The organism is Lentzea tibetensis, from assembly GCF_007845675.1.
Lineage (GTDB): Bacteria > Actinomycetota > Actinomycetes > Mycobacteriales > Pseudonocardiaceae > Lentzea > Lentzea tibetensis.
In genome coordinates, this window is sequence record NZ_VOBR01000003.1 from 1 (window position 1) to 25860 (window position 25860).

Genomic DNA, 25860 nt, shown 5'->3' on the forward strand with positions numbered 1-25860 from the left:
AGGTCCTCGCTGATCACCTCACGGTCGCCACATCGAAAAGCCCCTGTCAAGGCGGAAAAGCTGCCTTGACAGGGGCTTTTCGATGTGGCAAGGCTGCGCCTGATCAGCGAGGACCTCCCCACCCCCTGCCCTCCGGGAAAGTTTGTTCTGATCGTTCGGCTGCCGGTTTGTGCTCGGGGGCCGCGCCCGGTTGGCAGTGCGGGGGTTGGGAGTGCGGCGGGCGCTCCTTTCTTTTGGTGCCTGCCGGTTTGGCTGGTGCTCGCTTGGTGCCTGCCGGTTTTCGATCGGCTCTCTTGGTACCTGCCGGTTTGATCGGTGCTCGCTTGGTTCGCGCCGGTTTCGGCGGTGCTCTCTTGGTATCTGCCGGTTCGGGGGAACCTCAGGGTTGCTCGGCGTGCTGGCTTCGCTTCGCTCGCGGGGTCTCCGCCGCGCCGCAGAAGTGCTGGCTTTCGCACACCGGTTTCATGGCTGAGGCCGCTTCGCGGCCGGGGATTGTCGGTGTTGGCTGCGAGCATGGATCGGGGGTTCTCACGCGCGGGGGACGCCTGCGTGAGCATGACCGCAACCCCAGGCCGCCACGCTGCTGCTGGTCGGGCTGGTGCTCGCTACTCGCTTGCCGGATCGCTGGTGCTGGCTACGCACGTGCCGGTTGGCTGCTGCTCGCTACTTGCTCGCCGGTTTCGTGGATTGGCGCGGCAAATGGGCCGGAATTGTCGGAGGCGGCTGGAAGCATCGATTCGGGGGGTTCTCTGCGCAGGGGACGCCTGCGAGAGCCTGGCGCGCTGGCATCGCTTCGCGTGCCGCTCGGCCCAGGGGTGTGGCGCAGGCCGTCACATGCCGTCGGCGGGCTCCCAGAGCTCGATGCGGTTGCCTTCGGGGTCGACGCACCAGCCGAACCGGCCGAACTCGGAGTCCTCCAGCTCGGGCAGCACCTCGACGCCGCGCGCCTTGAGCTTGGTGAGCAGCGCACGCAGGTCGTCCACGCGGAAGTTGAGCATGGCTCGTTGGCCGGGTTCGCCGAAGTACTCGGTGTCGTTCGCGAACAACGCCATCGTCGTGGTGCCGGGGTTGTCCTCGCTCATGTGGTCGACCCAGTGGAAGGTGACCGTGCCCTTGTCGCTCATCGGCACGCCGAGGTTCTCGCGGTACCAGGCCGCTAACCGTGCCGGGTCTCTGGAACGAAGGAAAATGCCCCCGATTCCAGTCACCTGCGCCATCCGACAGACCATAGTGGCGCGTGCCACCATGGGGGAATGGACGCCGTAACGTCTGTACCCGAACCGGTCAACGAAACTGTGCGGACCTACGCGCCGGGAAGCGCGGAACGCGCGAGCCTCCAGCGGCGCATCGCCGAGCTCGAAGGCACTCGGTACGAGCTCACCTCCACCATCGGCGGCGTCGAGCGCATGGCCGGTGGTGACCCGATCACCGTCGTCCAGCCGCACAACCGCCACCACGTGCTGGGCACGTCGGCCCAGGCCACGTCCGCCGACGTGGCGGACGCACTGCGCGCCGCACAGCACGCCGCGCCCGCCTGGCAGGAGCTGCCGTTCGACGAGCGCGCCGCCGTTGTTCTGCGCGCCGCCGACCTGCTCGCGGGGCCGTGGCGCGACACGCTGAACGCGGCCACGATGCTCGGCCAGTCGAAGTCCGTGCAGCAGGCCGAGATCGACTCGGCGTGCGAGCTGATCGACTTCCTGCGCTTCAACGTGCACTTCGCCCGCAGGCTGCTCGAGGAGCAGCCGATCTCGTCGCCGGGGGTGTGGAACCGGCTCGACTTCCGTCCGCTGGACGGGTTCGTCGTGGCGATCACGCCGTTCAACTTCACCGCCATCGCGGGCAACCTGCCGCTGGCGCCCGCGCTGATGGGCAACACCGTCGTGTGGAAGCCGTCGCCGACGCAGCAGCTCGCCGCGCACTTCACGATGCGGCTGCTGGAGGAGGCGGGCCTGCCGCCGGGTGTGATCAACATGGTGACGGGCGACGGCCACGCGGTGTCCGAGGTGGCGTTGACCGACCGGTTCTTCGCCGGGCTGCACTTCACCGGGTCGACCCGCACGTTCAAGATGCTGTGGCAGACCATGGCGGCGAACCTCGACCACTACCGCGCCTACCCGCGCATCGTCGGCGAGACCGGCGGCAAGGATTTCGTGGTCGCCCACGCGTCCGCCGACCCCGCGGCGCTGGTGACCGGACTGGTGCGCGGCGCCTTCGAGTACCAGGGGCAGAAGTGCTCGGCCGCGTCGCGCGCCTACGTCTCGCGGTCCTTGTGGGAGGGCGGGGTGCGTGAGCAGCTGCTGGACGTCACGAAGTCGCTGTCCTACGGCAACGTCACCGACTTCTCGCACTTCGGCGGTGCCGTGATCGACTCGCGGGCGTTCGAGAAGCACCGCGGCGCCATGCTGATGGCGAGCGCTTCGACGTCCGTCGAGGTGCTGGCCGGCGGGACCTGTGACGACTCGGTCGGCTACTTCGTCGACCCGACCGTGCTGCTCGGCACGGACCCGCACCACGAGATCTTCACGCAGGAGTTCTTCGGGCCGATCCTCGCCGTGCACGTGTTCGACGACGCCTCGTTCGGGTCGGTGCTGGAGACCGTCGACAACTCCACGCCGTACGCGCTCACCGGGGCTGTGTTCGCCCGTGACCGGTCCGCGGTGCTGGAGGTGCAGAAGTCCCTGCGGTTCGCCGCCGGCAACTTCTACGTCAACGACAAGCCCACCGGCGCCGTCGTGGGGCAGCAGCCGTTCGGCGGGTCGCGCGGGTCCGGGACCAACGACAAGGCCGGCGCGATCTTCAACGTGCAGCGGTGGGTCAGCCCGCGTTCGATCAAGGAGACCCTGGCGCCGCCGACCGACCACACCTATCCGCACATGGGCTAGGGCCACCGCGTCCAGTCGTCACTGATGTACCGGGCGTGCTCTGTCGGCTCGGCGAGCCCGCGGGCGGGAAGATTCTCGGTCTTTCGGAGGTCGGTGCCCTTGACCTCCATGAGACCGATGAACCCGTCCATGTTCGCGCCGTCCAGCTTGGTCTCGTTCAGGACGGCGGACCACAGGTTCGCACCAGGGAACTGCGCACCCCACGCCACTGCTCGCTCCAGGTGCGCGCCGTTCAGGCACGCATGCTCGAAGACAGCGCCCTGGAGGTGGGCATCCTCGAAGCGGGTGCCGGTGAGGTTGGCCTTGCGGAAGTTCGCGTTGGGCAGATGCGCGTGCTGCAACTGCACACCCGGCAGGCTGGCTCCGGACAGGTCGAGCACAAGGCCGTTGTCGTGGGACACGTCGCGGCCGCCGATGACGGCGACCGCGTCGAGGACATCCTTGTCCGGCTCCTTGTTCTGGTCGACCGGTAGGCCGTCTTCCCTCAGAACGGCTGGACTGCGTTTGCGGATGAACGCGGCGAGCGACTCCATGCCGGGCCGGTGCAGGCCTGGACGTTCGCGGGCGATCACCCCGAGCTTCTTGACCGCTTCGCCGCGCACGCCCAGATCCGGGTCATCCAACTCGTCCAGCGCCTGCTCGTAGTCGCTGTCGGAGGCGACGGACCAGATGCCGGCCCCCGCAGCGGCGGCCAGTGCGACGCCGATGAAGGACAGTGCCGTTCGTCGCGACACGCCGCGGCGGATGTGGATGGTGTCGACGTGGTCGGTCTGGACGACGTACTCGGCGATTCCGGAGAACTGGTTCTCAGCCATGGGCGATCCGCCATGAGATCTCTGCGCTGATCGGAAGAAGCGCAGAACCTAGCAGACCTCACAACAGCTCGGTCGCCTCGTGCCGCGGCCGCCACCCCGTTTCAGCGGTCAGCTTGTGCGTCACGACCCGCTGGGACCGTCCGAACACGAACGCGAACCTCGCGAACACCTGCGGCAGGTGCGGCCGCCGCATGTCGTGCTTGCGCACCGGGTCCGCGCCGACGTTGTAGACGCCGGGTGACGCGCCGAGTGCGGCCACCGCGGCAGCGGCGGCGTCCGCGGGGTGCACGGCCGACATCCAGCCGTTGCCGACGAACACCGGCGGCGGCGCGGCCGCGCCGCCCAGCAGCATCCCGATGCGCAGGAACACGCCACCGGGGTGCCGCAGCACGTTCTCCTGCGCCACGACGGACGACCGGGTCGGTCCGATGGCGTCGATCGGCGCCGTCTCGTCCAGCTCGGCGTCGCCGCCGTCGGCGTAGACGAACGAGATGCCCTCCTGCACGACCACGCGCACGCCCGCCTGTTCCGCGGCGCGCGCCAGGACGGCGGTGCCCTCCGTGCGGATGCGGTCGTTGTCCGCCCAGCCGCTCGCGCGCAGCATCTTCAGGCCGAGCGGGATGCGGGTCGCGAGGTTGATGACAGCCTCGTACCCGGTCAGCGCGCTGACCATCGCCTGCTCGTCGAACATGCTGGTGGTGTGCCGATCGAGCACACCGACCTCATGTCCCGCCGCGCGCAGCTGGGGCACGGCCTCTCGTCCGATGACACCGGTCGCACCGATCACGAAAACCTTCATGACCAGTGGACGAGACAGCGCGGAACTACGTGACAGGCAGCCGCTTCAACATCTTCGGCAGCCACTCCTGCGCAAGCGGCTGGACGCGTTCCGCCGGTGCCTTCGCCCGCCGCACCGAGACGCTGAGCACGTGTTTCTCGGTCACCGCGGTGGTGGACATGCACCACAACTCCCGGTCGGCGGGCTCGCACGACGACCAGACCGAGTGGCCGTCGACGATCTCCTCCGACCCCTTCGGCTCCCGGAAGACCACGTCCTCGTACTTCCGGACGATTGTGCGGTCAGCACGCGCGTCACGCCGTCGTTTCGGCGAAGCCAGGCCGCGGGGAGGTTGGCGAGCACTCGGCACGCCAACTGATCCTGCGGGCTCAAACCGGCGTGGAGGCGAACGGGCCCGTACCCGCGAAGTCGTCGGGTTTGAGCAGCTGACAGGGCTCGACGACCACGCGCAAGCGCGAAAGCGCGGCAGGGCAGCCCCCACCCGTCCCGGGGGGTGCGCCCCGCTCCAGTCTACCGGTAAATCCGCAGGTCAAGCGGCCGTTCGGCGATCTGTGGACAACTCGGCCACTGTGCACAACTCGCGATCTTGAGCCTGAGGATCTCGCCAGGCACCGCCCGCATCGCGTCAGTCCCCGTGGTCGTCGATACCCGCCCGCGACGCGAGGAGCCTGCGCAGCGACGCCAGCCTGCCCGGCGTCGACGTGGTCACCTCGTCCAGCATGCAGTCCGGGTCCTCCGGCGCGCCGAGGTGGCCGCAGCCCGGCGGGCACTCCTCGGCGGCCTCGGCGAAGTCCTGGAACGCCTTCACGATGTCGTCCGGCGTGATGTGCGCCAGCCCGAACGAACGGATGCCCGGCGTGTCGACGACCCAGCCGCCCGCAGGCAGCCGCAGCGCGACGGCCTGCGTGGACGTGTGCCGTCCCTTGCCGACGCCGCTGACCACGCCGACCGCGCGGTTGGCGTCCGGGACCAGCTTGTTGACCAGCGTGGACTTGCCGACGCCCGAGTGGCCGATGAACGCGGACACCCGGTTGGTCAGCGTCGCCTCCAGCTCGGACGGCGGCTCGTCGAAGCGCGTCACGACCACCCGCACGTCGAGCTCGGTGTAGAGCGCGAGCAGCTCGTCCGCCGACGCCAGGTCGGACTTCGTCAGGCACAGCAGCGGTTCCAGGCCGCCCGCGAACGCCGCGACCAGGCAGCGGTCGATGAAACCGGTGCGCGGCTGCGGGTCCGCGAGCGCGGTGACGATCACGAGCTGCGAGGCGTTCGCGACGACGACCCGCTCGAACGGGTCCGTGTCGTCGGCGGTGCGGCGCAGCACGGACGTGCGCTCCTCGACGCGCACGATCCTGGCCAGCGTGTCCGTCTGACCGGACACGTCGCCGACCAGGCCGACCTGGTCACCGACGACGACCGGCGTGCGGCCCAGTTCACGGGCGCGCATCGCGGTGACGACGGCGCCGGTGTCCATCGCGCACGTCCAGCGGCCGCGGTCGACGCCGATGACCATCCCGGTCTCGGCGTCGGCGTGCTCGGGGCGGCGCTTGCTGCGCGGCCTCGTGCCCTTGCCGGGGCGCACCCGGACGTCGGTCTCGTCGAGCTTGCGCCAGTCCCGCTTAGCCACTTCAGGCCTCATCCATCCTTTTTGGCAAGCATCCGCGTCCACATCCCAGGGAAATCCGGAATCGTCTTGGTGGTGCTGCCGATGTCGTCGACCGAGACGCCAGGCACCACCAGGCCGATGATGGCACCGGCGGTCGCCATGCGGTGGTCCGCGTAGGCCTTCCACACGCCGCTCGTGAGCGGCTTCGGGTCGATGGTCAGGCCGTCCTCGGTCTCCGTCGCCGCGCCGCCGAGCCCGTTGATCTCGTTCACCAGCGCGGCGATGCGGTCCGTCTCGTGGCCGCGGATGTGCGCGACACCGCGGATGCGCGACGGCCCGTCCGCCAGCGCGGCCAGCGCGCACACGGTCGGCGTCAGCTCGCTCTCGTCGTGCAGGTCGATGTCCACACCGGACAGTCGATCCGGGCCGCGCACAGTCAGTCCGTTGGAGGACAACGTGACCGTGCAACCCATGCGTTCGAGGATCGTGCGCACGGCGTCGCCTGCCTGCGTCGTGTGCGACGGCCAGCCGGGGATCGTGACCTCGCCGCCGGTGATCGCGGCCGCCGCCAGGAACACCGTCGCGTTCGACAGGTCCGGCTCGACGTGCCACTCGCGCCCGGCGATCGGGCCGGGCAGCACGCGCCAGACGTCCTGCTCCGTCTCGACGGTGACGCCCGCGGACCGCAGCACGTCGACCGTCATGTCGATGTGCGGCAAGGAAGGCACGGGCTTGCCGACGTGGCGCACCGTCACGCCGTCGTCGTACCGCGCGCCGGACAGCAGCAGCCCGGACACGAACTGCGACGAGCCGGACGCGTCGATCGTGACCTCGCCGCCGGGCAGCGATCCCTTGCCGTGCAACGTGAACGGCAGCGCGTCGCCGGTGACGTCCGCGCCGAGCCCGCGCAGCGCGCCGAGCACCGTGCTCATCGGACGCGCGCGCGCGTGCGGGTCGCCGTCGAACCGGATCTCGCCGTCCGCCAGCGCCGCGGCGGGCGGCAGGAAGCGCATGACCGTGCCCGCGAGGCCGCAGTCGACGTCGACCGGTCCGCGCAGCGCGCCGGGACGCACCAGCCAGCTGCCGTCCGGCCCGTCGGCGATCTCGGCGCCGAGACTCGCCAGCGCCTCCGCCATGAGCACCGTGTCGCGACTGCGCAGCGGGGCGTGCACCGTGGACGGTTCGTCGGCGAGCGCCGCCAGCACCAACACCCGGTTGGTGATCGACTTGGAGCCGGGCACGGGTACCGTCGCGCGGACAGGACCGGGCGCGCTGGGGGCGGACCACTGCGAAGTCATGCCCCGAATGATCCCGCATCGACCGTAGGGCGGCTCGCACCGGCCTTGATGACGTGCGACGATGACTGCTTCGGAGGTGATCGGACTTGTGCGGTAGGTACGCCTCCACCAAGGACCCGGCCTTGCTCGCTGCCGAGTTCGACGCGGTGGACGGGACCGGCGAGGAAGCGCCGGGAGCCGACTACAACATCGCTCCCACCAAGCACGTTCTCGCGGTGGTCGAACGCAAACCGGCGGAAGAAGACGACGTCGAGCGCAGCATCCGCGTGATGCGCTGGGGCCTCGTCCCGCACTGGGCGAAGGACCTCTCGGGCGCCGCCAAGATGATCAACGCCCGCTCCGAGAGCGTGCTGGAGAAGCCCGCGTACAAGCAGTCCGCGATGAAGCGGCGCTGCATCCTGCCCGCCGACGGCTGGTACGAATGGCAGCCGGGCGAGGGGCGCAAGCAGCCGTACTTCATCACCCTCGGCGACGGTGCCACGCTCGCCATGGCGGGCATCTGGTCGGTGTGGTGGAAGGACGACCAGCCGACCATCACGTGCGCCGTGCTGACGACCGACGCGATCGGCGCGATGACCGAGGTCCACCACCGCATGCCGCTCCTGCTGCCGCAGGACCGCTGGTCGGCGTGGCTGGACCCGACGTCGCAGGACCCGTCCGCGTTGCTGGCCTCGGAGCCGTCGCTGGTCGACGCGCTCGAGCTGCGGCCGGTGTCGACCGACGTGAACAGCGTCAAGAACAACAAGCCGTCGCTGATGGAGCGCGTCGGGCTCGCGGAGGACGAGAAACCCGCGCCGACGCTGTTCGAGCTGTCGTGACGTCCATCCTGGTCGAGACGCCGCACGGCCCCGCGCGGGCCGCGCTGCACTGCGCCCACGAGCCGCGCGCCGCACTCCTGCTGGGCCACGGCGCCGGCGGTGGCGTCGAAGCACCCGACCTGGTGGCGGCCTGCCACGCCGCCAACGCCGTCGGAGTGCACGTGGCGCTGGTCGAGCAGCCGTACCGCGTCGCCGGACGGCGTGCACCCGCTCCCGCCGCCCAGCTCGACGCCGCCTGGCTGGCCGTCGTCGACGACCTCGGCGAACGGTGGTTCGACGGGTTGCCGCTCGTGTTCGGCGGCCGGTCGTCCGGGGCTCGGGTGGCGTGCCGGACCGCCTCCGAGGGACAGGCCGTCGCGGTGTTGTGCCTGGCCTTTCCCGTGCACCCTCCCGGCAAGCCGGAGAAGTCGCGGATGCCCGAGCTGGACGGGGTCGAGGTCGCGACGCTGGTGGTGCAGGGGGAGACCGACCCGTTCGGTCGGCCCTCGCCCGCTCATCACCGTGAGCTCGTGCTGCTCAAGGGTGACCACTCGTTGAAGGCGTCGATCGACGACGTCGGGCGGGCGGTCGGGGAGTGGCTGGACCGCGTCCTGCGCCCCCTCGACTGAGGCCTGCGTGGCTCAGATCACAAATTTTGATCCGACATCTGGCCGGTTCTCACGCCTAGAAGGTAGAAGCACTTCTGCGTGAGAAGGACAGAACGATGATGACCTCGTGTGGTTGGCCGCCGTCCCTCGTGGACGACCCGCTGCCGAACGCCACCGCGACCTGGCTGGTGCGGACGGGTTTCGCCGGTGCCGCGCACTTCGCCGACGACCACGTCCCTGTGGGAGTTGGTCTTTTCCAGCCGTACCAGCCGGCATGGCGCCGCAACCGCGACCACGTGCGTGGAGCTGTGCGCTACACGCTGGCGGACTTGCCGAGCACCGTCCGGTTGAGCGGCTGGTTCGCGTCGAACGATCGCACCTTGCGCGTCTACGCAGATGGATGGTCCGCGGGAAAGGCCGATCTGTTCGACTGGTTGTTGAGGCCGTCGATAGCTCAGCCAAGGCGCCCATGGCGTCACGTCTACGCCAGGTGGCACTCGTTCGCAGTTGACCCTGATGAAGCGGGCGACGCTGTCGGCGACCTCATCCGGCACTGGCTTCGACTGCGCGATGCACCTGCCTCGCTCGCGTGGGACCAGCCGGCAGCGCAGGTGGCCGTCCGGGCCGCACGAGGTGCGGCCTGTCAGGCGTTGACGGTCCGGAGCCGGATCGTGAAGGGACCGGACTCGGCTGAGACCCAGAAGGCCGTGGCGGAGTTCGTAGGTGACCTCGGCATGCAGCCCACCCGGCTCGCTGTGCAGACCATGAAGCACGTCCTGCTCACCATGCCTCTCGGTGACCTGCCGGACGACGGGGAGTTCGAGCGGCGGCGCAAGGCGGAGGCCAGAGTCCAGTCTCGCGCGTGGCGCCCTCTCGCCGAGACCTGGGCTGACACCGCCGGATCCACCGAATCGCCCGAAGACCTCGTGGTCGAGCAGTTGACCGCTTTCGCCGCCGATCTCAAGAACTGCACGTGGGACCCCAGGATCACGTCGGTCCTGTCGTTCCTCAGCATCGAGGACCGGGTCGTCGTGCTGGCGAAGGCCCACTACTCGCTCACCTGGGAAGAGGCCGCGGTCGCGTGCGGCCGTGACGCCCGCGACGGCGTGCGGATCAAGCACAAGGTCAACGAGCGCAAGCACCAGGTCCTCGCGCGCCAGGCCGCCCGCACCGTCGCCTAGGCAGAGGAGGGCTTCGTGTCCAAGAAATCCGCCGGAGAGCAGCCGCTCCTCAGCCTGCGTGCCTTCGTGCTGCTGGGAGCGGCGGCGGGCGTCGCTGTCCTCATCTACCTCAAGCCCGCGATCGGCCTGGCCGTCGTCGGCGGCATCACCGTGCTCGGCGTGCTCCGATACGTCATCGGCCGCGACTAAGCGCTGATCGGGGCCACCACGGCACCGGTGAGCCTGATCAGGTCATCGGGCGCGATCTCCACCTCGAGCCCCCGCCGCCCAGCACTGCAGAAGACGGTCTCAAACCCAACAACAGAAGCGTCGATCACCACGGGCAACCGCTTCTTCTGCCCCAACGGCGAGATCCCGCCCGCGACGTACCCGGTGGCCCGCTCAGCGGCCGCGACCTCGGCCATCCGCGCCTTCTTGCCCTTCAACGCGGCAGCGAGTCCTTTGAGGTCCAGGTGCCCGGTGACCGGCACCACCCCCACGGCGAGCTTCCCGTCCACTTCGGCCACCAGCGTCTTGAACACGCGCCCAGGCACGAGCCCCAGAGCCTCGACGGCCTCGTGGCCGTACGACTCGTGCCGAGGGTCGTGCGAGTAGGAGTGCAAGGTGTGCGCCACGCGCTGCTTCTCCAGCAGAGCTGTGGCGGGCGTCCCACGTCCGGCCATGGTGGGAATTCCTACCAGCCCCGAGAAGTTGAAACCGCACGTGGTGACAACGTTGCTCGAGCGCCCCCGCGTATCCTCGGTGCCGACCCTGACCCGGCGGGAAAGGAGCGCGGTGCCCGCCACGCAGACGGAGACCTCGGCGGAGCGCGCCGCGCGGTTCGAGCGCGACGCGATGCCGATGCTGGACCAGTTGTACTCGGCCGCCCTGCGCATGACGCGCAACCCGGCGGACGCCGAGGACCTGGTCCAGGAGACGTACCTCAAGGCCTACGCGGCGTTCGCGTCCTTCTCGGAGGGCACGAACCTCAAGGCCTGGCTGTACCGGATCCTGACCAACACCTACATCAACGGCTACCGCAAGAAGCAGCGCCAGCCGATCCAGCAGCCGACCGAGGAGATCACGGACTGGCAGCTGGCGCAGGCGGAGAGCCACACCTCGTCCGGGCTGCGCAGCGCCGAGGTCGAGGCCATGGACAACCTGCCCGACACCGACGTCAAGGAAGCACTGCAGCGGTTGCCGGAGGAGTTCCGGATCGCGGTCTACCTCGCCGATGTCGAAGGCTTCGCCTACAAGGAGATCGCAGACATCATGGGCACCCCGATCGGCACCGTGATGTCCCGGTTGCACCGGGGCCGCCGCCAGCTTCGCGACCAGCTCGCCGACGTCGCGCGGGAGCGCGGCTTCCTGCGCAACAACGGGGAGGCGTCGTCATGAACTGCGGCGAACCCCACGAGACCGACTGCTCCGAAGTGCTGTCCGAGGTGTGGCTGTTCCTCGACCAGGAGTGCGACCAGACGCGGCGCGAGGCGCTGCAGACGCACCTCGACGAGTGCCACCCGTGCCTCGAGCAGTTCGGGCTGGAGGAGCACCTCAAGACGCTGCTGGCCCGCAAGTGCGGCGGCGAGCACGCGCCGGAGAACCTGAAGCAACGGATCAGGGCGACGATCGTCGAGATCAGAACTGAACCCAGCTGAAACAAAAGGCCTGGTCACCGCTGGTGACCAGGCCTTTCTTGTCAGGCGTTGGGGCGCTTCCCGTGGTTCGCGCCACCCTTCTTGCGGTCGCGGCGCTTGCGGGCACGCTTCGACATCGGTATCTCCTTGAATTTGAACTGCTTCATCCCAGTGTGACATGGAGGGCGGGGCCGATGTCCAAAGAGGTGCTGGCGGAGATCGTGGGCAACGTGACGAAGGTGCTCGCCCACAAGGGTGACGTCGTGACACTCGACACGGACCTGGTGATCCTGGAGTCGATGAAGATGGAGATTCCCGTACGGTCCGAGTACCCGGGAACGCTGGTCGACATCAGGGTGCACCCCGGCGACGTCGTCCAGGAGGGCGACGTGATCGCGGTCGTTGAGGAGTAGCACCTGAGCACGCTCACGGATCTGCTGGCCGAGCACACCAAGCTCTCCGGCGCGGCGGTGGACCACCTGCAGCTGGTCGTCGCCGAGTGGCAGCTGCTGTCGGACCTGTCGTTCGCGGACTTCAACCTGTGGGTCCCGCTCGACGACGGTCACTTCCTGTGCGTCGCGCAGGCCCGTCCGACGACGGCGCCCACCGCGCACCCGGAGGACGTGGTCGGCAGCACCATGACCGTGGAGGAGCACCCGCAGCTGCGGCGCGCCGTCGACGAGTCGCGCATCTGCCGCGAGGAGGACCCGCGCTGGCACCTGGGCGTGCCGGTGCGGCGCGAGACGATCCCGGTGCGACTCGGCACCCAGGTCATCGCCGTGCTGAGCCGCAGCACGAACCTGGCGGTCCCGCGCGTGCCCAGCCCGCTGGAGATCTCCTACCTCGGCAGCGCCGCCGACCTGTGCCAGATGATCGCGGACGGCACGTTCCCGACGGCCGAGCCGTCGCCGGACGTGCACACCAGCCCGCGCGTCGGCGACGGGCTGATCCGGCTCGACCCGTCCGGCGCCGTGGTGTTCGCCTCGCCGAACGCGCTGAGCGCCTACCACCGCATGGGCCACGCGTCCGACCTGGTCGGCGTGCACCTGGCCCCGCTGACGCGCTCGCTCATCGGCGACCCGTTCGACGCCACCGAGGTCGCCCAGCGCATCAGGGCCGCGCTCGACGGCCAGGCCTCCATGCGCATGGAGGCCGAGTCGCGGCGTGGCGCGGCAGTCCTGTTCCGCGCGCTGCCCCTGCGGCCACGTGGCCAGGCCGCCGGCGCGCTGGTGCTGTGCCGCGACGTCACGGACGTCCGCCGCCGCGACCGCGCGCTGATGTCCAAGGACGCGACGATCCGCGAGATCCACCACCGCGTGAAGAACAACCTGCAGACCGTGGCCGCGTTGCTGCGGCTGCAGTCGCGCCGGATGACCAACCCGGAGGCACGGGAGGCGCTCGCCGAGTCGGTGCGCCGGGTGACGTCCATCGCGCTCGTGCACGAGACGCTGTCGATGTCCGTCGACGAGCGCGTCGACCTCGACGACGTGGTGGACAAGGTCATTCCGATGATGGGCGACGTGGCCGTCACCGAGACCCAGGTCGTCGTCCGCCGCGAGGGCGAGTTCGGCATCGTGTCGGCCGAGATCGCGACCCCGCTGGTGATGGTGCTGACGGAGCTCGTGCAGAACGCGTTCGAGCACGCCTACGCCCCCGGCCAGCGCGGCGAGGTCGTCGTGCAGTCCGAGCGGTCCGCGAAGTGGCTCGACGTGACGATCTCCGACGACGGCCGCGGCCTGCCGCCGGGCTTCTCGCTGGAGCGCACCGAACGGCTCGGGCTGCAGATCGTCCGCACCCTCGTCGACTCGGAACTCAGGGGCTCGTTGAGCTTGCGGAGAAGGCCTCGAGGCGGTACTGAGGCGGTCCTGCGCGTGCCCCTGAGAGGCCGACGCTAAACTAACGCCGTGCACACGTGATGACCTGCCTCAGCGGTAGTCACGTGGTCATGCGGGAGGGTGTGCAAACAGAAGAGCCCGACACCTGGCACGGTGTCGGGCCCTTCTTATGTTCAGCTGTGCGCGGCAGACCGCCTGACGGGAGGTCAGGCGTTGCTGCGGGCCCGCGTACGGGCGTTGCGGCGCTTGAGTGCGCGTCGCTCGTCTTCGCTCATCCCGCCCCAGACGCCGGCGTCCTGGCCGCTCTCGAGCGCCCACGCGAGGCAGTCGGAAACGACGGGGCAGCGACGGCAGACGGTCTTCGCCTCGGCAATCTGCAGGAGCGCAGGACCGCTGTTCCCAACGGGGAAGAACAGCTCGGGGTCCTCGTCGCGGCAGATCGCCGTGTGGCGCCAGTCCATTAGAACTACTCCTCAGCTAGGCGCGCTCATGGGCACGCCGGTTGTCAGCGGTCGGTTTTGGGGTGCTTGTGAATGCTTTCACGAACGGCTGGGATGTCAAGGGGTTCGCACTAACCCGGTGAGTGAACTCACCCAAACGATCGACGGTGTTCACCAGCGATTTCACGCTGCGCTGTCGGTCGAGAGCCGAACATCCCGGATGGGTAGCGAGACGGTCACGCACCGATCACGAACAGTCACACACAGACTGTCAGCGCCTCGGGAACCGCCCGGAACTCCACCGCTGTCGTCGTGCCGAGGAAGTCACCGTCCACCTGCAGGTTGGCGGGTTCCTCGCACGTCACTCTGACATAGGAAACGTCGTCACGCCGAACGAGATTCCCGCCCTTTGGATTCCCGTGCGCCAGGACCTGCGTGATGTACCTCGCCACGGTCGGGACGCGCAGCGTGCGCAGTGCGGACAGCCCGAGTCCGCCGTCGAAGCCGGTGCTCGGATTCAGCTGGATCGCCTTGTCACCGAAGTACGTCCACGGATCGGTGTTCGAGACGAACACCATGCCGAGATCGGTGAAGGGTTCCTCACCTGGAATTTCAACGGTGAAGTGCGCGGGAGTCCGCAGGAGCTTCGCGTACGACTTCAGCGCGGTCCGCAGGTAGAGAGCGGGACTGGCCTCGCGGCCTTTCGCGCGCTTGTGCTCGACACCGGCGACGACGTCCGCGTCCAGGCCGATGCCCGCGTTGAACGTGAACCAGCGGCCGCTGACCTGTTCCTGGTCGGTGGCGATCTGGCCGAGGCTGATCCGGCGGCTGGTGCCGTGCTCGATGGCCTGGAGCAGCCGGTGGGTGGCCTCGACGGGGTCGCGAGGGAGTCCGAGCGCGCCGGCGAACACGTTCGCCGAGCCGCCGGGGACCACCCCGATCATCGGGACGCGCGGGCTGATGCCTTCGCGCAGGAGACCGTTGACGACCTCGTTGACCGTGCCGTCTCCGCCGTGGGCGACGACCAGGTCGAAGCCGTCCTCGACCGCCTGGGCGGCGGCATCGGCCGCGTGCCCGCGGTAGCAGGTTTCGACGATCTCGAGCTTCACGTCGCTCGCGAGGGCGTGCGCAAGTACGTCACGGCCCGCGGGCGTAGTCGTTGTCGCCTGCGGGTTGACCACTAGTAGAGCGCGCACTACCGAAGAGTAGGACAGTGCGTGACCGTTCGCGCCCCGCATGTCCTCCCTCAGGGTGGCTCGTCCCTCACGAAAGTGGCGCAAGTCTCCCTTCCGCTCGGTCCTGCTCGCGCCTCGAGGCGAGTGCACCCCGGCCCGACCGCCGGCTCGCTGAAGGCCCCTTGATCTTCCCCCGAGCGACGTGCGAAGTGAGACCACCAACCGGGTGGCCTACGATCCGTGACCGGTACGCAACGTGAAGGAAGGGCCGTTCTCGTGCAGGTTCCCCGTGCTGTGCGGATCGCGGCGGCTCTCACCGTTCTGCAGGGAGCGGCAGGGATCGCTCTCGCCGTCGCCCTCGTCGTCCGGGTCGTGCAGGGCGTGCCGTCCGGCAACAAGATCCTCGGCGCCGCCGGTGTGCTCGTGCTGCTGTTCGCGGGCGTGATCTTCGCTGCTTCCCTGCTGTGGCGCGGACAACACGCGGCGCGCAGTCCGGTGATCGTCACGCAGCTGCTGCTGCTCGGCTGCGCCTGGTACGCCTACGGCCCTTCGGGACAGCAGCTGATCGGCTCGCTCGCGGGCTTCTACTGCGCCGCCGTTCTCGTCCTGCTGTTCACAAGGGACGCACGCGCGTGGGCACTGGGACTGACGGACGAAGCCGACTAACGGCGGGTGGTCCAGGTCACTCCTTCGAGTGAAGCTGTGCGTGGTGGCTTCACCACTCCCTGCACTCATGAGGTGACCATTCATGCGCGTACTGACCGCGATCGCGGGCGCCTTCCTGGCGGCGCTCGCACTCACACCGGCCGCGAACGCGGCCCCGGCATCCACCCCGGACGGCGACCTGCAGCCGTACATCATCGGCGGCGGATTCGCTTCCAGCGCCCCGTGGGCGGCCCGCCTGTTCGTCAACGGGCGGGAGAACTGCTCGGCGACGATCATCGCGCCCACGTGGATCCTGACCGCACAGCACTGCGTCGCGTCACAGGGCACGTACACGTTCCGCGTCGGCAGCATCGACCAGACCGCGGGCACGCTCGTCAACGCCACGCAGATCACCACGCACCCGTCGGCGGACCTGGCGCTGGTGCGGATCAACCGCTCCGTCTCGACGACCTACTCCCCGCTCGGCACGACGACCGACGTGCGCGTGAACCAGAACGTGCAGCTGTTCGGCTGGGGCGCGACGTGCACCGATCGTCCTGAGATCCAGTGCCAGTCGCGGTACCTCAAGTACGCCAACACGACGGTGACGTCGGTCGGCTGCAGCGACTACCGCGGCGGCATCGCGGTGTGCGTGCGCCGCGGTGACGGCATCGCGGCGGGCGGCGACTCGGGCGGCCCGATGTTCGCGTCCGGCAGGCAGGTCGGCGTCGCGTCGACTTCGGACCGCGCGACCCGCTCCGCGTACACCAACATCACCCGCTACCGCCCGTGGATCCGTTCGCTGGCCGGCGTCTGACCTAGGCCGTCTTGGGCGCTCTTGCGGACCTCGCGTCCGCAAGAGCGCCCAAAACGGAAATTTCCCTGTCTCAATCACCCTGCGTGTTCACTAATGGTGGATGGACACGAACGGAGTAGCCAGCTACCGTCTTGCCAGCGTTCGCGCCGCTCAGGGAGCAGGGTGAGGTGCGCAGTGCAGGACCGCCCGAAGCGGGTGACGACGAATGGCGATGCCGAGCGCCCGAATGTCGCCCGGTTGTACGACTACTTCCTCGGTGGCGCGCACAACTTCGCCGTGGATCGGAAGCTGGCCGAGGAGTCCGGTCAGGACTTCCCGGTGGCCGAGATGATCCGCGGTGTCCGCTCGTTCCTGCGGCGCGTGGTGAAGGTCTGCGTCGACCAGGGCGTCCGCCAGTTCCTCGACCTGGGTAGCGGCATCCCGACCGCGGGCAACGTGCACGAGATCGCGCTCCAGCTGGACCCGACGTGCCGCGTGGTCTACGTGGACTTCGACCCGGTGGCCGTGGCGCACGCCCGCACCATGCTGCGGGACAACCTCTCCGCGACGATCGTCGAGGCCGACCTCCGCGACGCCGAGAAGGTCGTCAACGCGCCGGAGACGTGCAGTCTCATCGACTTCAGCCAGCCGGTCGCGGTGTTCATGATCGGCGTGCTGCCGTACCTGCTCGAACCCGGTGAGCCCGGCGACGTGATCGCCGCGTACCGGGAACTCATCGCGCCCGGCAGCCTGATCGCGCTCACGCACCTGACGAAGGACGTCGAGCCCGAGCTCGTCGACAAGCTCATCACGCTGGCGGCCCTCACCGAGACGCCCATCATGCCCCGGTCCAAAAAGGACATCGAGGAGTTCGTCGACGGCCTCGAGCTGCTCGACCCGGGACTGGTGCTGGCCGCGCAGTGGCGGGCAGACGGGGAGGTCCCCGGTGCCAGCGCCGCCGCTGACGCGACCAGCTACGGAACAGTCGCCGAGATCCGCTAGGACGCCTTGACCCTCAGCGCCTGGCCGGTCGTGGACGAGCTGTTCGTGATCTGCTGACCACTGCTCTTCCGCCACAGCACGTCGTTCGCACCGGTGCTGCGCTCGACCTTCACGCCGTCGAGCGTGACGCCCTGCACGTCGTCGGTGACGAACGCGGGGCGGCCGTCGGCCTTGTCGTACTGGATCTCGCTGTTGAGGAACTTGATGTTCGCCGCGTGGCGCAGCCAGAAGCCGAACGCGGGCCGCACGGCGAAGATGCGCGGCGGGTACTCCTTGGTGACCTCCGGCGGCGACTTCGACGCGTCGGACTCCTTGTGGCCACCGGGCACCGTCAGCTTCACGTTGTCGAACGTGATGTTCTCGATGTCGGAGTTGTTGTGACCGTTGATGGTCGTCGCGTACTCCGGGTCACCGGGGATGTCGCGCGGCGCGGTGAGGTTCGTGCCGGTGATGTTCTTGTACGAGACGTTGCGGATCTTGCCGGCCTTCGGGCTGCCGGGGCACCGGCCGCGGTCACCGATGTGCAGGAAGATCGGCGACGCCGTCTTGGTCAGCTTGATGTTCTCGTAGGTGATGTCCTCGATGATCGCGCCGTCCATGGACACGATGCCGAGACCGGCCTTCGAGGCACCCGTGACGTTGAGGTTCAGGAACTTGATGTTCTTGAAGCTGCCGCACGTCTCGGAGCCGAACTGGATGGCGTTGTTCTCGGTCGACTGGATCGTCGAGTCGCGCACGACGTTGTTCTGGCTCAGGAACGTCTTGCCGGTCGCGTAGTCGCTCTTGAACGCCACCGCGTCGTCGCTGGCGATGATCGTCGAGTCGGCCAGCTCGATGTTCGAGCTGTTGATGAAGTTGATGCCGTCGCGGTCGTCCGGGCTGTCGACCTTGATGCGGTTCAGCTTCATGCCGTCGCAGCCGTTGACGATGATCGCGAAGTGGCCCGCCTCGCGGAACGTCACGTCGCTGATGTTGACGTTCTTGCAGAACTTCAGCGACAGCATCTTGTCGCCCTTGCCCGCCGGGATGTTCTCGCCGGTCTCGAGCTTGTTGGCGCCGTCGATGACGCCCTTGCCGGTGAAGTTGATGTTCTCGACGTTCTCGCCCCACAGCAGGGCGTTGCGGAAGTGGCTGTGCCCGAAGTCCTGGTACTTGGAGTTCGAGTTGGACTCCGGCGCGTCGATGCCGCTGCCGGACGCGATGATCCGCGCGCCTTCCTGGATGTTGATCGTGACGTTGCTCTTCAGGTGGATCGAGCGCGAGAGGTAGTTGCCTGCCGGGATCTCGACGGTGCCACCGTTCGCCGCGCTCGCGGCCGCGATGGCCTTGTCGATCGCGGTCGAGTCGACGGCCTTGCCGTCGCCCTTGGCACCGTAGTCCTTGACGTTGAACGTCGCCGCACTGGCGACGCCGGGAACGCACAGAGCCGCACCCGTGATGAGCGCGATCAGCGCTCCCGTCGTTCGACGCCTCATCGTTGAGAGGTCCTTCCTCGTGTGCGTCGAGGCGGCGGAGCTCGGCGACGTGAAACACACTGAAAACGGTTTCAGTGCCGACTCTAACCGACCCGTCAACAGGCGGACCTACGCTGCGGGCGTGACTGGGGAGACGAAGAAGCGCGGCGAGCTGCCGTTCATGGCGATCCTGGGCCTGCTCGGCACGTGGGCGACCGCGCTGCCGGTGGTCTGGCTGATGCCTTACGCGGAGCAGGACCCGACGGCGGACGAACTCTCGCTCGGATACCTGTGGCTCGTGGTGTACGCGTGCGGGCTGGTGTGCCCGGCGGCGGCATTGGTGGTGGCGCTGGTCGTGCGGCGGTGGAACTGGGCGGCCGTCTCGGCCGCCGTGCTGGCGCTGTCGGTCTGGTACGGACTGGCCAACGACGTGCTGTGAGAACGAAATGCGGTGAGGCCGCCCCGGTGCACAGGGCGGCCCCACATCACGTCATCAGGCGGCCGCGGGGCCCTGGTAACGGGAGTCGCCGAAGCCCAGCATCGGGTAGCCGACGAAGGTGAACAGCCAGAGGCCGAGCACACCGAAGCCGGCGCCCTTGCCGAAGGACTTCGCCATGTCGATCGCAACGATCAGCGAGACGAAGATGTTGACGATCGGGATGATGAACAGGATCAGCCACCAGCCGGGGCGGCCCGCGACCTTCAGCATCAGGTAGACGTTGTAGATCGGGATGATCGCGCCCCAGCCCGGCTGACCGGCCTTGCTGAAGATCTTCCACAGACCCGCGATCACCAGCACGGCGAACGCCAGGCTGATGATGATCGGGAAGACGCCGATCGAGGCGTCAGGTGCAGTCGTCGTGTCCACAGTGGGTCCTTCCGAAATTACCCGGTCAGCAGGAACGCGGACGCTGCTCGTCCGCGGTCGGGGTCCCGCTACCAGGCCCGGCGCGGGACGCTGCCAGTACGGTGGACCCGCCCGTTGAGGAATGCCCGTTTCGTGAGCCTTTCGAGATCAGTTGTCAACCTTGCGGGTGACCCAGTTCCTTCAAGGCCTGGTCAGAGAGCCGCATGACGGTCCACTCATCCATCGGCACAGCGCCCAGCGAGCGATAGAAACCGATCGACGGCTCGTTCCAGTTCAGCACCCACCACTGCAGCCGCGTGTAGCCCCGGCGCACGCATTCGGCGGCCAGTTCGGCGAGCAGCGCCTTGCCCAGCCCGTCGCCGCGCTGGTCCGGATGGACGTACAGGTCCTCCAGGTAGATGCCGTGGACCCCGCCCCAGGTCGAGAAGTTGAGGAACCACAACGCCATGCCCACGACCCGGCCGTCCACTTCGGCCACGTGCCCGAAGAGCGCCGGGTGCTCGCAGAACAGCGCCTCTCGCAGTTGCGCTTCGGTGAGGTGGCACTCGTCGAGCGCCTTCTCGTACTCGGCGAGGTCGTAGACGAGCTGCACGACCGCCTCGACGTCGCTCTCCCGGATACGCCTGATCATCACACCTCCCACGCGGGCACGTTGAGCCTGCGCACCTGCGGATCGCCGCGTTCGTCACCCAGCACGCAGATGCCTGCCGGGTCGAGTCCGAAGTGGACCCCGTTCTCCGGTGAGAGCTCGAGCCACGCCGCGATCAGCACGCGGCTGAAGTGACCGTGCCCCACCAGCACGACGTCACCACCCTCCAACGCCTTCCTGGCCCGGCCGAGCGTCGCGCGCGCCCGTTCGGCGACCTGCGCGGCCGTCTCGCCGTTCGGCACCGGGTGGCTCCACACCGTCCAACCGGGAACGGTCTCCCTGATCTCCGGCGTGGTGATGCCCTCGTAGTCGCCGTAGTCCCACTCCGACAACAGCTCGCTGGTCTCGGTGATCTCGAGCCCGGCGAGCTCGGCGGTCCTTTTCGCCCGCGTCCGAGGGCTGGTCATGACCAGCACGGGCGGCACGTCGGTGGCGCGCAGCCTGGCGAGCACGGCGCCCGCTCTCCGCGCCTGCTGCTCACCCTCTTCCGTCAGCGGGATGTCGGTCCGGCCCGTGTGCCTGCCGCTTTCCGACCACTCGGTCTGGCCGTGTCGCAGCAGGTAGAGGTGAGTGCTCACGTTCTGAGTCTAGGAAGTTGCCGCGTTCACGTTTGGGCGCCACCTGATCGGAGGTATACCGCCGGTTATGACCGCCGATCACCCCGATCACGGAGCGCCCGACGAGGTGGACGCCCGTGAGATCCGCGAAGCCTTCGGAGTGCGCATCGCCCGCATCCGCGCTGAGCTGACCTCGACCTGGAACAAGTTGCGCCAGGTCGAGGGTGAGCACGGTGACGAGGACAAGAGCGAGAGATCCGCCTGACACCTGACTTGGGGGTACCCACCTGCTCTGTCGGGAACCACCCGGCACGAAACGGCGCCGACCCGCGTGGGTCGGCGCCGTTTCGCTGTGCTGGGGCTGACGTGTTTCGTGCTTTCGTGTGCGGTTTGGGGTTCGTGGGGCGGGGAGGTCCTCGCTGATCACCAGAGGTCGCCACATCGAAAATGCCTTGTCAAGGCAGCTTTTCCGCCTTGACAAGGCATTTTCGATGTGGCAAGGCTTCGCCTGATCAGTGAGCCCCTCCCCACCCCCTGCCCTCCGGGAAAGTTTGCTCGGGATCGTTCGGCCGCCGGTTTGTGCTCGGGGGCCGCGCCCGTTGGGCAGTGCGGGGGTTGGGAGTGTGGCGGGCGCTCCTTTCTTTTGGTGCCTGCCGGTTTCGGCGGTGCTCGCTTGGTACCTGCCGGTTGGGCGGTGCTCCCTGGGTACGTGCCGGTTTCGCCGTTGGGCCGCGTCCGTTTCTCATGGCCATTCGGTCTGGAATCGCAGGCGTACAGTTTGGTCGCGTCCAAACGAAACGGAGAAGGTCATGCGCCGAAGAATCGCCGCCACCACGTCCGTCGGATGTCTCGTGGCCTCATTGATGATCCTGTCGCCTCCCGCTGCTTCCGCCGCCGTGCTCGGCTCGGCGACCTTCCTCAGCGGGGTCACGGGCGAGCTCGCCTTCACCCATCTGCCGCTGCTCCCGGACAAGATCACGGGCGTGTTCAACACCGGCTTCAACAACCCCGACACCAGTCTGTACACGTTCGAGATCGTCGACCCGAGCACCAACGCGGTTCGGGCTGATCTGACGCCGTTCATCGAGCCGAACTACTCGATCAACGTTCCGGGCACGTCCGGTTTCCAGGCCGACTTCGACGGGTTCACCCTCGAAGAGGTCATGCACGACTACGTCATCGTCAAGATGGGCGGCGCGGTGATCGGCGCTGCGGAGATCAAGGGCGTCTGACACGAAAAACGGCGCCGACCCGCGTGGGGTCGGCGCCGATTCGTTGGACCGCTGGGGTCGACTACTGCACGTTGACGCACTTGCCGTTGCGCCGCACGTTGCCGCTCGACTGCCGCCAGATGACCACCGGGTAGGCGACACAGCCACGACCGATCCACGAGGACCGAAGCTGCGTTCCGGTGTTCTCCCCGTTGGACAGAACGCCGTTCCACACCGCCACGGGCGGGTTCGGGTTGCCCACGTAGTCGTTGGCCAGGGTGAGCGCCCTCGGTGAAGGGCTGTGGTGGAAGTACGCCGTGCCGATCGTGCCCTGGCCGCCGATGTTGCCGCGAACGTCCATGCACACGTCGCCCGCGTACCGGCCCGATGGGTCGTTGATCGGCGTACAGGCCTGCCAGTAACCCTCCTCGGTGCTCGTACCCGCAGATGCCGCGGGCACCAGTGAGACGAAGGCTGCGGACACCAGAGCCAAAACCGCGATTGCGCGACCGCGCATGATTTCCCCCTTGTTCGTTGTTCACCTGCCACATCAAGATCCAGGAGAAACCGGCACGGCACCAGCTATTCGTTCATGCCCAAAAGGACACGAAAAACGGCGCCGACCCGCGTGGGGTCGGCGCCGTTTCGCGGCAAGGCTCAGCCCTGCTTGGTCTCCCAGAAAATCTTGTCGATTTGTCCACAAGTGGCTTCTGACCTGGCCTTTCAGGCCGTTGGATCTTCATGGGCCGTCTCTGGGCCGTTGCGCCGCGAGTAGAGGCCGTCGATAACGCCTCTCGTGCGGCTGTCGCTACTGGGCATCAGGTGGGTGTAGGTCCCGAGCGTGAACGCCGGATCCGCGTGACCCAGCCACTCAGCAACCGCCTTGATCGACTCGCCCTGATCGAGCAGCACCGAGGCGAAGAAGTGCCGTAGATCGTGCATGCCGTTCTCGTACCGGCCGCACGGCACGCCAGCCGCCTTAAGCGCCTTCTTCCAGTAGTTCCGGTCGAAGTCGTTCGCGCGGACGGCGAGGCCGCGAACGGAGGTGACGATCAGGCTCGCGGTCACGAGCTTGCCGCCCGGCTTTCCCCACGGCAGCGTGACCTTCACCGGCGGGAACAGCTCCATGTGGTCCTTGATCGCAGCGAGCACGTGGTCACCAAGCGGTACGTCGCGCTCCTTCTCGTACTTCGGCAGTGCGAACACAAGCTGATTCCGGACAGTCTTGATCTGGCGACACACGGTCACCTTGCCGCGATCAGGGGCCAGGTCCTCCACGCCCAGTCCAAGGCACTCGCCCTGCCGCAGCCCGAGCCCCGCACCCAGGTCGGTGAGCACCTGGAACCGGTCAGGCAGGTGACTCCGTACCGACCAAATACGCGCCTCAGGCCAGGGGATGATCTTCTTTTTGGTCGGCTTTGGCTTCTTGACTGACTTGCCCTCGCACGGGTTCTTGTCGATCAGGCCGTCGTCGACTGCCGCGTTGAGTGCGGCCAGCAGATTCATGAACAGCGTGTGGCGATACTGGTCGGACAGATCCGCCTTGCGGAGCTTGCTGTCCCACGAGCGCAGATGAGACGCCTTGATCTCTGGTATCTCTTCCTGACCGAGGTGCGGGAAGATGTGCTTGCGGAACCGCATTTCCATGATCTCGCGGGACGCCTCGTCGACATCGAGATCTTCGAGGTACGTCTTCCCGAATGGCTCCAGGAAGACCACGGCGCGTGCCTTCGCGGCCTTCGGGGGCACGTAGATACCAAGGGTGATCTTGGCTTCAGTTGTGTCGACCCAGTTCTGGGCAGCCTTGTCCTGCCCGTCTGCGAAGCTCTCAGAGATCTCACCGCCATCCGGTCCGATTACCCGAGCGCGGTAACGCTTCCCGACGCCGTTGCGGGCTGTCGGTTCGAGCAGGTGCTTGCCGGGCTTGCTCGGGTCCGGCACCTTGCGAAACCATCGGTCCTGGACGTGCCCCATCAGGCCACCTCCGCAGGTTGCGCAGCGAACCAGTCCTTGACCACCTGCGGGTCCCAACGGACGTGCTTGCCGACACGGCGTCCCACCGGTCCGTACTTTTTGGTCCGCCAGGTGTAAATCGTCGCGACCGCGACGCCGAGGTACGCGGCAACTTGGTCGATGTTCCAAAGCGACTCGTTCATGCCGCTACCTCCTGTTCGTACCTGCGTCGTCGTTGTTCCTTGTGTCCTTCTGCGATGGCGAGGGCCAGTTCGCGTTCTGCGTCAGTGCTGTAGCCGGAGCCGGTGTAGGCCCAGTCGTTGACGACCGTGACGGCGTCGGGGGCGTAGCCGAGGCGATCGAGGACTTCGAGCGTGCGGAACGCGCGCCGTTCCTCGCGGATCGCTTTGAACGTGGTGCTGTAGTACTTGCTCTTGCTGAGGAAGTGGCCACGGAAGCCGAGCATGTGCGCCCACTTCCGTAGGTTCAGCGACTCGTACTCGTCGCGGCCGCCGAGGTCCCACGCGGTTTGGATCATGCGTCGGTGATGGTCGGAGACCTTCAGGTGATCGAGGTGGAGCTGGGAGAGGATGCGACGGTCGGCCGCTTCGCTCTTGCCGGTGCCCTTGGTGGCGTACTTGGCCACGTAGCCCGCCAGGCGCGCCTCACTAATCTCGCCGTCCTCTTCGACCTCGTGCGCGTTGCTGGGCCGGATCGAGCGGCAGTCGATCTGGTCGCCCCAGCGCAGCACCAGCGGCGTGCCGTCCGGCCGGACGACCTCCAGGTGTACCGAGCGTGCCGCTGCGTGAATCGCTGACTCGAGGAGCTCGGCGGTGACCCAGTGGGGTGTGGGATCAGTCGGCCCGTCGGGTCCGTCGACGCGCATGACGCCGTGGAAGTGCACGAGGCCGCGCCGCTGGTACTCGGCGACCTTGGCGTAGGACAGGCGGGCGTGGTCGGTGAAGGCCCGCACCGGCAGCCGGGCCGCCTTCATCAGCTCGCGCTTGAGGTTGGTGATGAACCGGTGCCACAGCTCGCCCGCGTTGGCCTGCCAGAGGATCGCGCCGACGTAGTCGTAGGTGCCGGGGTCGACCGGGGTGCCGATGCGCGGGTCGTCCGGGTGGTGCCAGGCGCCGCAGGAACACGGGATGGTCTTACCGCGGCTGCTTTGGCGGGCGCTGTGGACCTTGCCGAACGAGGGTGCGGTGACCGTGGTGAAGGTCCGGGGCTTCTCGGTGACCGTCTCGGGGATGCCCTTGGCGCCGCCTGCGAGACCGGCGTGCATCAGGTGGTAGGCATCGGCCGCGTAGCGGTCGGAGCAGGCCGGGCAGACGCTCTGACGGCGGTTACCGCAGGGGACGAGGATGTCGCCGCCGTGGTGCTCCAGGACGACGCCGGAGGGACTGTGGAGCTGCCAGGCGCCGAACATGTGGATGGGCTGGGCACAGCCGCCGATCGCTGCCACGCGGTCGCGCCAGTCGCGGTAGTCGACCGAGCGCAGCTTGCGGACGATGCGGTCTTCGAGCGTGCCGGGCTGGTAGTAGTCGGCTCGCGCCACGGGCGTACCTCCTTTCCTTGCGGGACAACGAGGAGCGGGGCGCGGCTCAGGGGAGTGGCCACGCCCCGCTCATGTGGGGCGGCAGGTGCCGCCCGGAGTCAGGGAGGTGTTGACGCTT

At 68.0% G+C, this 25860-nt stretch carries 33 protein-coding genes; 15 read left to right on the plus strand and 18 right to left on the minus strand.

What is annotated here, in order from left to right; all coding sequences use genetic code 11:
• Nucleotides 1-830: 830 nt before the first annotated feature.
• The gene (locus tag FKR81_RS04215) at nucleotides 831-1247 is read right to left on the minus strand and encodes a VOC family protein (RefSeq protein ID WP_328593122.1); all 417 of its coding nucleotides are present in this window, start codon (nucleotides 1245-1247) and stop codon (nucleotides 831-833) included.
• 6 nt (nucleotides 1248-1253) lie between these two features.
• Here FKR81_RS04215 and pruA point away from each other — a divergent pair, with 6 nt between their 5' ends.
• Nucleotides 1254-2882 (plus strand): L-glutamate gamma-semialdehyde dehydrogenase, encoded by a 1629-nt coding sequence (gene pruA, locus FKR81_RS04220; protein ID WP_146349593.1) that lies wholly within the window; start codon nucleotides 1254-1256, stop codon nucleotides 2880-2882.
• Here the strand turns inward: pruA and FKR81_RS04225 are convergent.
• The 5 genes from FKR81_RS04225 to aroA form a co-directional block, all read right to left on the minus strand.
• On the minus strand, nucleotides 2879-3697 hold the full coding sequence (locus FKR81_RS04225; RefSeq protein WP_146349594.1) for a pentapeptide repeat-containing protein: 819 nt from the start codon (nucleotides 3695-3697) through the stop codon (nucleotides 2879-2881). The two genes, pruA and FKR81_RS04225, sit on opposite strands and share 4 nt — an antisense overlap.
• 58 nt (nucleotides 3698-3755) lie before the next feature.
• Nucleotides 3756-4496 carry an NAD-dependent epimerase/dehydratase family protein gene (locus tag FKR81_RS04230; RefSeq protein WP_146349595.1) on the minus strand — a complete coding sequence of 247 codons (741 nt, stop codon included), beginning with the start codon at nucleotides 4494-4496 and terminating at the stop codon, nucleotides 3756-3758.
• A gap of 25 nt (nucleotides 4497-4521) precedes the next feature.
• Entirely contained in the window at nucleotides 4522-4749 is a 228-nt protein-coding gene (locus FKR81_RS04235; RefSeq protein WP_146349596.1) for a hypothetical protein, read from the minus strand.
• 372 nt (nucleotides 4750-5121) lie between these two features.
• Entirely contained in the window at nucleotides 5122-6120 is a 999-nt protein-coding gene (gene rsgA, locus FKR81_RS04240) for a ribosome small subunit-dependent GTPase A (RefSeq protein WP_146349597.1), read from the minus strand.
• 8 nt (nucleotides 6121-6128) lie between these two features.
• On the minus strand, nucleotides 6129-7397 hold the full coding sequence (gene aroA / locus FKR81_RS04245) for a 3-phosphoshikimate 1-carboxyvinyltransferase (protein WP_146349598.1): 1269 nt from the start codon (nucleotides 7395-7397) through the stop codon (nucleotides 6129-6131).
• A gap of 86 nt (nucleotides 7398-7483) precedes the next feature.
• Between aroA and FKR81_RS04250 the strand changes: the two genes are divergently transcribed.
• The 4 genes from FKR81_RS04250 (at nucleotide 7484) to FKR81_RS43305 (ending at nucleotide 10172) form a co-directional block, all read left to right on the plus strand.
• Nucleotides 7484-8215 carry an SOS response-associated peptidase gene (locus FKR81_RS04250; RefSeq protein WP_146349599.1) on the plus strand — a complete coding sequence of 244 codons (732 nt, stop codon included), beginning with the start codon at nucleotides 7484-7486 and terminating at the stop codon, nucleotides 8213-8215.
• Complete coding sequence (locus FKR81_RS04255) at nucleotides 8212-8823, plus strand: alpha/beta hydrolase family protein (RefSeq protein WP_146349600.1); 612 nt, start codon at nucleotides 8212-8214, stop codon at nucleotides 8821-8823. The genes FKR81_RS04250 and FKR81_RS04255 overlap by 4 nt, the downstream gene beginning before the upstream one ends.
• A 95-nt stretch (nucleotides 8824-8918) precedes the next feature.
• Nucleotides 8919-9983: a hypothetical protein gene (locus FKR81_RS04260; RefSeq protein ID WP_146349601.1), complete on the plus strand. Its 1065-nt coding sequence runs from the start codon at nucleotides 8919-8921 to the stop codon at nucleotides 9981-9983.
• Between the two features lie 15 nt (nucleotides 9984-9998).
• Nucleotides 9999-10172 (plus strand): hypothetical protein, encoded by a 174-nt coding sequence (locus tag FKR81_RS43305; protein WP_186762759.1) that lies wholly within the window; start codon nucleotides 9999-10001, stop codon nucleotides 10170-10172.
• Here FKR81_RS43305 and ybaK read toward each other — a convergent pair.
• A complete protein-coding gene (gene ybaK / locus FKR81_RS04265; RefSeq protein WP_146349602.1) occupies nucleotides 10169-10645 on the minus strand; it encodes a Cys-tRNA(Pro) deacylase in 477 nt (158 codons plus the stop codon). The two genes, FKR81_RS43305 and ybaK, sit on opposite strands and share 4 nt — an antisense overlap.
• Between ybaK and FKR81_RS04270 the strand changes: the two genes are divergently transcribed.
• A complete protein-coding gene (locus FKR81_RS04270) occupies nucleotides 10644-11360 on the plus strand; it encodes a sigma-70 family RNA polymerase sigma factor (RefSeq protein ID WP_407936498.1) in 717 nt (238 codons plus the stop codon). The genes ybaK and FKR81_RS04270 overlap by 2 nt on opposite strands.
• Complete coding sequence (gene rsrA, locus FKR81_RS04275; RefSeq protein ID WP_146349604.1) at nucleotides 11357-11620, plus strand: mycothiol system anti-sigma-R factor; 264 nt, start codon at nucleotides 11357-11359, stop codon at nucleotides 11618-11620. Before FKR81_RS04270 ends, rsrA begins: the two co-directional genes overlap by 4 nt.
• Before the next feature lie 41 nt (nucleotides 11621-11661).
• Here rsrA and FKR81_RS45940 read toward each other — a convergent pair whose 3' ends face one another.
• On the minus strand, nucleotides 11662-11736 hold the full coding sequence (locus FKR81_RS45940) for a 50S ribosomal protein bL37 (protein WP_096498094.1): 75 nt from the start codon (nucleotides 11734-11736) through the stop codon (nucleotides 11662-11664).
• A 57-nt stretch (nucleotides 11737-11793) separates the two neighbouring features.
• Between FKR81_RS45940 and FKR81_RS04280 the strand changes: the two genes are divergently transcribed.
• Together FKR81_RS04280 and FKR81_RS04285 are read left to right on the plus strand one after the other, a co-directional pair.
• Complete coding sequence (locus FKR81_RS04280; protein ID WP_146349605.1) at nucleotides 11794-12012, plus strand: biotin/lipoyl-binding carrier protein; 219 nt, start codon at nucleotides 11794-11796, stop codon at nucleotides 12010-12012.
• A gap of 3 nt (nucleotides 12013-12015) precedes the next feature.
• Nucleotides 12016-13494, plus strand: a complete 1479-nt coding sequence (locus FKR81_RS04285; RefSeq protein WP_146349606.1) for a sensor histidine kinase — start codon at nucleotides 12016-12018, stop codon at nucleotides 13492-13494.
• Nucleotides 13495-13640: 146 nt separating this feature from the next.
• Here FKR81_RS04285 and FKR81_RS04290 read toward each other — a convergent pair whose 3' ends face one another.
• Nucleotides 13641-13895, minus strand: coding sequence for a WhiB family transcriptional regulator (locus FKR81_RS04290; RefSeq protein ID WP_146349607.1), 255 nt, complete (start codon nucleotides 13893-13895; stop codon nucleotides 13641-13643).
• Nucleotides 13896-14131: 236 nt separating this feature from the next.
• A complete protein-coding gene (locus tag FKR81_RS04295) occupies nucleotides 14132-15070 on the minus strand; it encodes a diacylglycerol/lipid kinase family protein (RefSeq protein WP_146349608.1) in 939 nt (312 codons plus the stop codon).
• 255 nt (nucleotides 15071-15325) lie between these two features.
• Between FKR81_RS04295 and FKR81_RS04300 the strand changes: the two genes are divergently transcribed.
• The 3 genes from FKR81_RS04300 to FKR81_RS04310 all read left to right on the plus strand — a co-directional run bounded on the left by FKR81_RS04300 (nucleotide 15326) and on the right by FKR81_RS04310 (nucleotide 17492).
• On the plus strand, nucleotides 15326-15715 hold the full coding sequence (locus tag FKR81_RS04300) for a hypothetical protein (protein ID WP_235921292.1): 390 nt from the start codon (nucleotides 15326-15328) through the stop codon (nucleotides 15713-15715).
• 82 nt (nucleotides 15716-15797) lie between these two features.
• Nucleotides 15798-16511, plus strand: a complete 714-nt coding sequence (locus tag FKR81_RS04305) for a S1 family peptidase (protein WP_146349610.1) — start codon at nucleotides 15798-15800, stop codon at nucleotides 16509-16511.
• 162 nt (nucleotides 16512-16673) lie between these two features.
• Nucleotides 16674-17492, plus strand: coding sequence for an SAM-dependent methyltransferase (locus tag FKR81_RS04310; RefSeq protein ID WP_146349611.1), 819 nt, complete (start codon nucleotides 16674-16676; stop codon nucleotides 17490-17492).
• On the opposite strand, the gene FKR81_RS04315 is transcribed toward FKR81_RS04310, so the two are convergent.
• Nucleotides 17489-18967 (minus strand): glycoside hydrolase family 28 protein, encoded by a 1479-nt coding sequence (locus FKR81_RS04315; RefSeq protein WP_146349612.1) that lies wholly within the window; start codon nucleotides 18965-18967, stop codon nucleotides 17489-17491. The genes FKR81_RS04310 and FKR81_RS04315 overlap by 4 nt on opposite strands.
• 121 nt (nucleotides 18968-19088) lie before the next feature.
• Here FKR81_RS04315 and FKR81_RS04320 point away from each other — a divergent pair, with 121 nt between their 5' ends.
• Nucleotides 19089-19385, plus strand: a complete 297-nt coding sequence (locus tag FKR81_RS04320) for a hypothetical protein (protein ID WP_146349613.1) — start codon at nucleotides 19089-19091, stop codon at nucleotides 19383-19385.
• A gap of 54 nt (nucleotides 19386-19439) precedes the next feature.
• Here FKR81_RS04320 and FKR81_RS04325 read toward each other — a convergent pair whose 3' ends face one another.
• The 3 genes from FKR81_RS04325 to FKR81_RS04335 form a co-directional block, all read right to left on the minus strand.
• On the minus strand, nucleotides 19440-19814 hold the full coding sequence (locus tag FKR81_RS04325) for a DUF5684 domain-containing protein (RefSeq protein ID WP_146349614.1): 375 nt from the start codon (nucleotides 19812-19814) through the stop codon (nucleotides 19440-19442).
• 154 nt (nucleotides 19815-19968) lie between these two features.
• A complete protein-coding gene (locus FKR81_RS04330; protein ID WP_146349615.1) occupies nucleotides 19969-20445 on the minus strand; it encodes a GNAT family N-acetyltransferase in 477 nt (158 codons plus the stop codon).
• Entirely contained in the window at nucleotides 20445-21041 is a 597-nt protein-coding gene (locus FKR81_RS04335; RefSeq protein ID WP_146349616.1) for an acid phosphatase, read from the minus strand. Before FKR81_RS04335 ends, FKR81_RS04330 begins: the two co-directional genes overlap by 1 nt.
• Nucleotides 21042-21108: 67 nt before the next feature.
• On the opposite strand from FKR81_RS04335, the gene FKR81_RS43310 reads away from it, so the two are divergent.
• Nucleotides 21109-21285, plus strand: a complete 177-nt coding sequence (locus FKR81_RS43310; RefSeq protein WP_186762761.1) for a hypothetical protein — start codon at nucleotides 21109-21111, stop codon at nucleotides 21283-21285.
• A gap of 544 nt (nucleotides 21286-21829) precedes the next feature.
• Nucleotides 21830-22252 carry a hypothetical protein gene (locus FKR81_RS04340; RefSeq protein ID WP_146349617.1) on the plus strand — a complete coding sequence of 141 codons (423 nt, stop codon included), beginning with the start codon at nucleotides 21830-21832 and terminating at the stop codon, nucleotides 22250-22252.
• A gap of 61 nt (nucleotides 22253-22313) precedes the next feature.
• Here the strand turns inward: FKR81_RS04340 and FKR81_RS04345 are convergent, their stop codons facing one another.
• The 4 genes from FKR81_RS04345 to FKR81_RS04360 form a co-directional block, all read right to left on the minus strand.
• Nucleotides 22314-22748, minus strand: a complete 435-nt coding sequence (locus FKR81_RS04345) for a hypothetical protein (protein ID WP_146349618.1) — start codon at nucleotides 22746-22748, stop codon at nucleotides 22314-22316.
• 206 nt (nucleotides 22749-22954) lie between these two features.
• Nucleotides 22955-24205, minus strand: coding sequence for a site-specific integrase (locus tag FKR81_RS04350; RefSeq protein WP_146349619.1), 1251 nt, complete (start codon nucleotides 24203-24205; stop codon nucleotides 22955-22957).
• Nucleotides 24205-24387 carry a helix-turn-helix transcriptional regulator gene (locus FKR81_RS04355; RefSeq protein ID WP_146349620.1) on the minus strand — a complete coding sequence of 61 codons (183 nt, stop codon included), beginning with the start codon at nucleotides 24385-24387 and terminating at the stop codon, nucleotides 24205-24207. The genes FKR81_RS04350 and FKR81_RS04355 overlap by 1 nt, the downstream gene beginning before the upstream one ends.
• The gene (locus FKR81_RS04360) at nucleotides 24384-25742 is read right to left on the minus strand and encodes a replication initiator (RefSeq protein WP_146349621.1); all 1359 of its coding nucleotides are present in this window, start codon (nucleotides 25740-25742) and stop codon (nucleotides 24384-24386) included. Before FKR81_RS04360 ends, FKR81_RS04355 begins: the two co-directional genes overlap by 4 nt.
• Nucleotides 25743-25860: the final 118 nt, after the last annotated feature.